Raw genomic sequence first — 5,922 nt, 5'->3', positions numbered from 1 at the left:
AGGGAACAGGGAACAGGGAACAGGGAAGAAGGCTTAATATCATGTCGGGATAATCAGTTGTTCAACAATTAATTATTAATAATTACCTCTCCTTGAAAACGGATAGGATTAACTCCAAGGAAAATTTTTTCTTGTTTCTCCTTTAAAAGAGAGGTATTTTACTTTAATTATTCGGTAAATAAAGGTTTTTGCCTTTTGAGAATAGAAAAGAGTGTGCCTGTTTCAATTCACTTACCCTCAAAAAATGAGAATTTTGGGGTGAGAGGGGCAGAAAAATCTCCCGAACAATTATTCCTCCTACTTTCTCTGTCTTCCCCTCCTGGGAGCAGGGCTGTTTTAAAGTATTGTATATTAAAGATTTAGGAATAAAAAGAGATTATGGGATAGTGGAACAGTAAAATTTGCCAAAATTTGCCAATTTTTGAGCTAATAAGCGTTTTTAAGCTCTGAGAGAATATTTGGTTCAACGCTGCTTAAAAGCCTACATCCCCGTGTCTCCGTGTCTCCGCGTCCCCGTGTCTATCGAGAATGAAACAGCCCTGCCCTCCTGGGAGGGGTTAGGGGTGGGTTCCCACACTCCCCCACGTCGCGTCACCGCGCTGATAGAGCCTCCCCGCGTCACCGCGTCACCGTGTCAAATCTTACACCCTCCCCACACTTTGCTTTTTTCAGCAAACCATAGTTAGTCCCTACTGTGGTTTGCCCAAATGAAAACTGCTTTTTATTCACCTAAAATATATAAATAAGTTTAGTATATTCAGAAATAAGAAATGGATAATAATCAAAGTTCTGTACATACTTGGTGGAAAAGCCGTATTGCTGTTCGCTATTTGGTAATTACAAGTATTTTATTAATAAGTATTAACCTAGTAGCAGAAATAGTCCTAATTCAACAAAATTTGAAATGGCAGTTAGAGAAACTAGAAAAAAAAGCTGAAAATGAAGTCCAATTTTTAAGTACTATAAGTGGAGAAGCAATTTTTAAGTCAAATTTCAGCACTGTACAAACATTTCTGGAACGTACAATTAATGATAGTAATTTTATTTATGGTGCTGTAATAGATCGACAAGGAATTCCCCTCGCAGATAAAATTGACTTGGAAGACCCGACGATCGCTAAGGAGCTTAAAATACATAACTTGAAAAAAAATAATACTCTCAATATTATTAATCACCTTAAAGAAAAAAATAATATATACGAAGTAAGTTATCCAATTATTAATAATGGTGAAGATATTGGAGAAACAAGATTAGGTTTTTCAGTAAACAAAATAAAGACAGAACTATCTCAAAATGCTGTCAAAACTTTAGCTATTTCTATGATTATGAGTGGAGTGCTAGTAACTTTAATAATAATTTTGTTTCAGCGACAGGTTGGTGTTCCATTACAAAAATTAACTGAGCTTGCTACAACACTGACAAAAAGAAAATTAGATGAAAATAATGAGACCCAAGGAAATGATGAAATAGATATTATCCAAGGTAGTCTGCATCAAATGGCCACTCAAATCCAAGAAAATTTATTAGATTTACAACAGCAGATAGTAGAAACGGAGAAGACAGAAACTGCGCTGCTAGAAAGAGAGGAAAAATATCGCTATATAGTTGATAACATTGCAGAAGTAATTTTTCAAACAGATGCTACAGGTAAATGGATATTTCTCAATGCAGCTTGGGAAAATATGACAGGTTTTACGGTAGAAGAAAGTCTAGGAAAAAACTTTTCAGATTTTATACATCCATCCGATCGCCTCCAAACTTTAAATAAGTTCCAAAGCTATATAAATGGTCAAGATAGTAAAAATGAAAATATAGAATCCCGCTACCTGACTAAAGAAGGTGGGTTTTGTTGGATTGAAGCATTTATCCAAACTCATTTCGATGCAGATGGTAATTTAACGGGAACATCGGGAACTCTGAATAACATTACCCAACGCAAAGAAGTAGAAGAAGCTTTAAAGCTTAGTCAGTTTTCCTTAGAAAAAGCTGCGGATGCAATTTATTTAATGGGTTATGATGCCAGATTTTTCTATGTAAATGAAGCGGCGTGTCGTACTCTAGGTTATTCTAAAGCTGAACTGCTACAGATGAGGGTTTTGGATGTTGATACCATCATCTCATCTGAGGAAAAGTGGAGGCAACATTGGCAAGACTTGAAAAATTTTCGTACTTTCAGACTAGAAAGTTTTAACAGAACTAAAGAAGGTAAAATTATTCCAGTAGATGTGACTGTGAATTATTTAGAATTTAATGGTAAAGAGTATAATTGTACTTTTGTTCGGGATATTAGCGAACGCAAACAAATAGAAAAAGAAATCCGAGAAGGAGAAGTAGCTATTCGTTCTCTTTACAAAGTAGCTTCAGCACCAAATCTTAACTTTGATCAACGAATACAAGGACTTCTAGCTATGGGGAGACGACGTTTTGAACTTGAAATTGGTATTCTAGGATATATTAATGGCGATCGCTACAAAGTCATTGCCATACAAAAACCAAAGCACATTGATTTTTCAGTTCAGGTAGGAGATGAGTTTGATTTAAACAAAACTTTTTGTGGAATAGTCTTTCGTGCGGAAAAACTTATATGCTTTGAAGCAGCTCAGAAATCAAAATGGTTTTCTCACCCCGCCTGCACTGACTTTGCTTTAGAGGCATATATAGGTACTCATGTAGAAGTGGGAAGAGTACCTCATGGTGTACTTGCTTTTAGCAGTTTCAATCAACGGACGACACCTTTCAAAGAAAGCGATCGCCAACTTTTAAAACTGATGGCTCAATGGGTAGGTCATGAGTTAGAACGTCAGCAAGCTCAAATAGCCCTAGAAAAACAAGTCCAACGAGGAGTATTGTTGAGGCAAATTAGCCAAGAAATTCGCCAGAGTTTAGATATTAACACAATCTTTCAGACTACAGTTAACCAAGTGGGTCGTGCTTTTCAGGTGAATCGCTGTCTGATTCATACCTACATTAACATAGCTCTACCAGAAATTCCCTATATGGCAGAATATTTGGAAACTGGGTATCCATCTTTACTAGATTTGAAAGTTCCAGTTGTCGGGAACCCCCATGTGCAAAAAATTTTATCCCAAGATCGAGCTTTCTCTACTCCTAATGTATATATCGATCCGTTGCTCAAACCAATGGTAGATTTATGTCGGCAGATAAATCTCAAATCAATGTTGGCAGTACGAACTTCTTATCAAGGAAAAGCTAATGGTATTATAGGATTACATCAATGTGACTCTTACCGTGAATGGAAAACAGAAGAAATAGAATTATTGGAAGCAATAGCTGAACAAGTAGGTATAGCGATCGCTCAAGCTCATCTGTTACAGCAAGAAGTTTTGCGAAAAGAGGAGTTGACTCTAAAAAATTGTGCTTTGGAAAAAGCGACAAAAGCAGCAGAAGCAGCAGCTCAAGCAAAAAGTCAATTTCTAGCCACAATGAGTCACGAAATTCGGACACCGATGAATGCTGTTATTGGTATGACAGGTTTACTTCTAGATACAGAGCTGCAACCTCAGCAAAGAGATTTTGCTGAAACTATTCGCATGAGTGGAGATAGTTTACTAACTCTAATTAATGATATCCTTGATTTCTCAAAAATTGATGCTGATAAATTAGAGCTAGAAGAACAAGCATTTGATTTACAACAATGTATTGAGGAATCTTTGAATTTGTTAGCTTTGAGAGGGCAAGAGAAAAATCTTGAGTTGGCTTACATGGTTGAACAAATGACACCCCTGAAGGTTGTCGGAGATGTGACTCGTTTACGACAAATTCTGGTAAATTTGCTCGGTAATGCCATTAAATTCACTAATACTGGAGAAGTTACACTTCATGTACAGGCAACTCCCAAAAACCCCAATTACGATAATGACATTTATGAAATTCAATTTGCCGTGCGAGATACTGGTATCGGCATTGCTCCAGAGCAAATGGACCGCTTATTTAAGTCTTTTAGTCAGGTTAATTCTTCTATTAATCGTAATTATGGTGGTTCTGGTCTAGGTTTGGCCATTAGTAAAAAGTTAAGTGAACTAATGGGGGGTAAAATGTGGGTAGAAAGTAAAGTAGATGAAGGCTCAACCTTCTATTTTACGATAGCTGCTAGACCTGCGATCGATTCAATTAACGTCAATGAAGAAGCAAAGCAATATTTAGCAGAAAAACGATTACTCATAGTAGATGATAATACAACTAATCGAAAAATGCTAGCTTTACAAGGACAGTCTTGGGGAATGTTAACTTGGGCAGTTGCTTCTGGTAGTGAGGCTATTGATTTAATTAATCAAGGCATAAAGTTTGATATCGCTATATTGGATATTGATATGCCTGAGATGGATGGCTTGACTCTAGCGATAGCTATCCGCAAACAAACTTCAGAGCGAAACTTACCTCTGATTATGTTAGGTTCGCTAGAAGAACAGAAATTATTGACAGAATGTTCAGACGTTAATTTTGCTGCATTTATTAAAAAACCAATTAGAATATCTTCGCTTTATAATACGATAATTAGTATTTTTACAGGCAGAAAAGTCAGTATTGAAAATTTAGCTGTTGCACCGAAGGCTGAACTTCAGCCAGTACAAAACTTGCGAATATTACTGGCAGAAGATAATGTAGTCAACCAAAAAGTCGCCTTGTTACAGCTACAGCAGTTAGGATATCGAGCAGATGTGGTAGCAAATGGCATAGAGGTTTTAGAGGCTTTGCAACGTCAGCCTTATGATGTAGTGTTGATGGATTTGCAAATGCCAGAAATGGATGGGTTGGAAGCTACTCGTCTTCTACGTCAGCAATATTCTCCTGAATTATGCCCACGTATTATTGCTCTTACTGCTAACGCCATGTTAGAGGACCGCAATGAATCTTTGGAGGCTGGCATGAGTGATTTTATCTCTAAACCGATCCAAATTCAAGAGTTAGCCCATGTACTACAGCAAGTTAATCGAATTGATACAGATATATCAATATGGCAAAATAGCTTTGATACTAATATTATTCAAAATAATCAACATTTAAGTAATAGTATTATTAAAGATAATTCGATAAACAAGGCCAAATCAATGCAAGATATTACAATGTTAGAGTCAATTAGAAAGATGGGAGGCGATGAACTTTTAAATGAAATCATTGGAGATTATCTTAATTATGCTCCTGGTAGGTTAGCAGCAATTAGAGAAGCAATTACTGCTAATGATGCTAAGGCATTAAGAAAGGCCGCTCATGTTTTGCGCTCTAGTAGCGGTAATCTGGGAGGAGTTATTATCGGAGAGATATGTAATCAGTTGGAAAATTTGGGACGGGCAGATACTACCATAGGAGCGGCAGAAATTTTTTCTACACTTGAAAATGAGTACGAACAATTTAAACAATATTTAATTAATTTTAAATTGAGTAATAATATTGATTTGCCAACTTCTGAAGCAACTGCTGTCGCTGGAGATATTACTACTGATACTTCTGAAACAACGGCTGTGACTGGAGATATTTCCGCTGATATTTTCAGTAATTCTATTAATAATATTAATCACTCAGTTTTAGATTTAACAGTGTTAGATTCCATTCGTCAAACGGAAGGCACAAACGCTGATAATGTTATAGCTAAAATGATTGAGGATTATTTAGAAAATGCTGCTCATTATATGCAACAAATTTTCAATGCAATTGCTATTAATTCAACAGAAAAATTGAAACAGTATACTCAACGTTTTGGTGTTTTTAGTTATCAAATTGGAGCTATAAATATTCCTAGTTTATGCGATAAATTAGGAGATTTACCCGGCTCTGAACTGATAACTGAAGGAATGGATTTGGTATTAGAACTTGATAGTGAATATGAAAAAGTAATAGCAGCTTTGAAACAGGAGTTATTGAGTTATGTAAATACTTAAAAAATTTACCTAAAAATTTTGGTTT

At 36.0% G+C, this 5,922-nt stretch carries 1 protein-coding gene; it reads left to right on the top strand.

The window, feature by feature from the left end; all coding sequences use genetic code 11:
• Positions 1-770: 770 nt before the first annotated feature.
• Positions 771-5,897 (top strand): response regulator, encoded by a 5,127-nt coding sequence (locus AC3DU7_RS22670; protein ID WP_488041561.1) that lies wholly within the window; start codon positions 771-773, stop codon positions 5,895-5,897.
• The last annotated feature ends 25 nt before the right edge of the window (positions 5,898-5,922 follow it).

This window comes from Okeania sp., from assembly GCF_983059655.1.
Note: the sequence above shows the minus strand (reverse complement) of the source record. Positions and strands in the feature narration are given on the sequence as shown.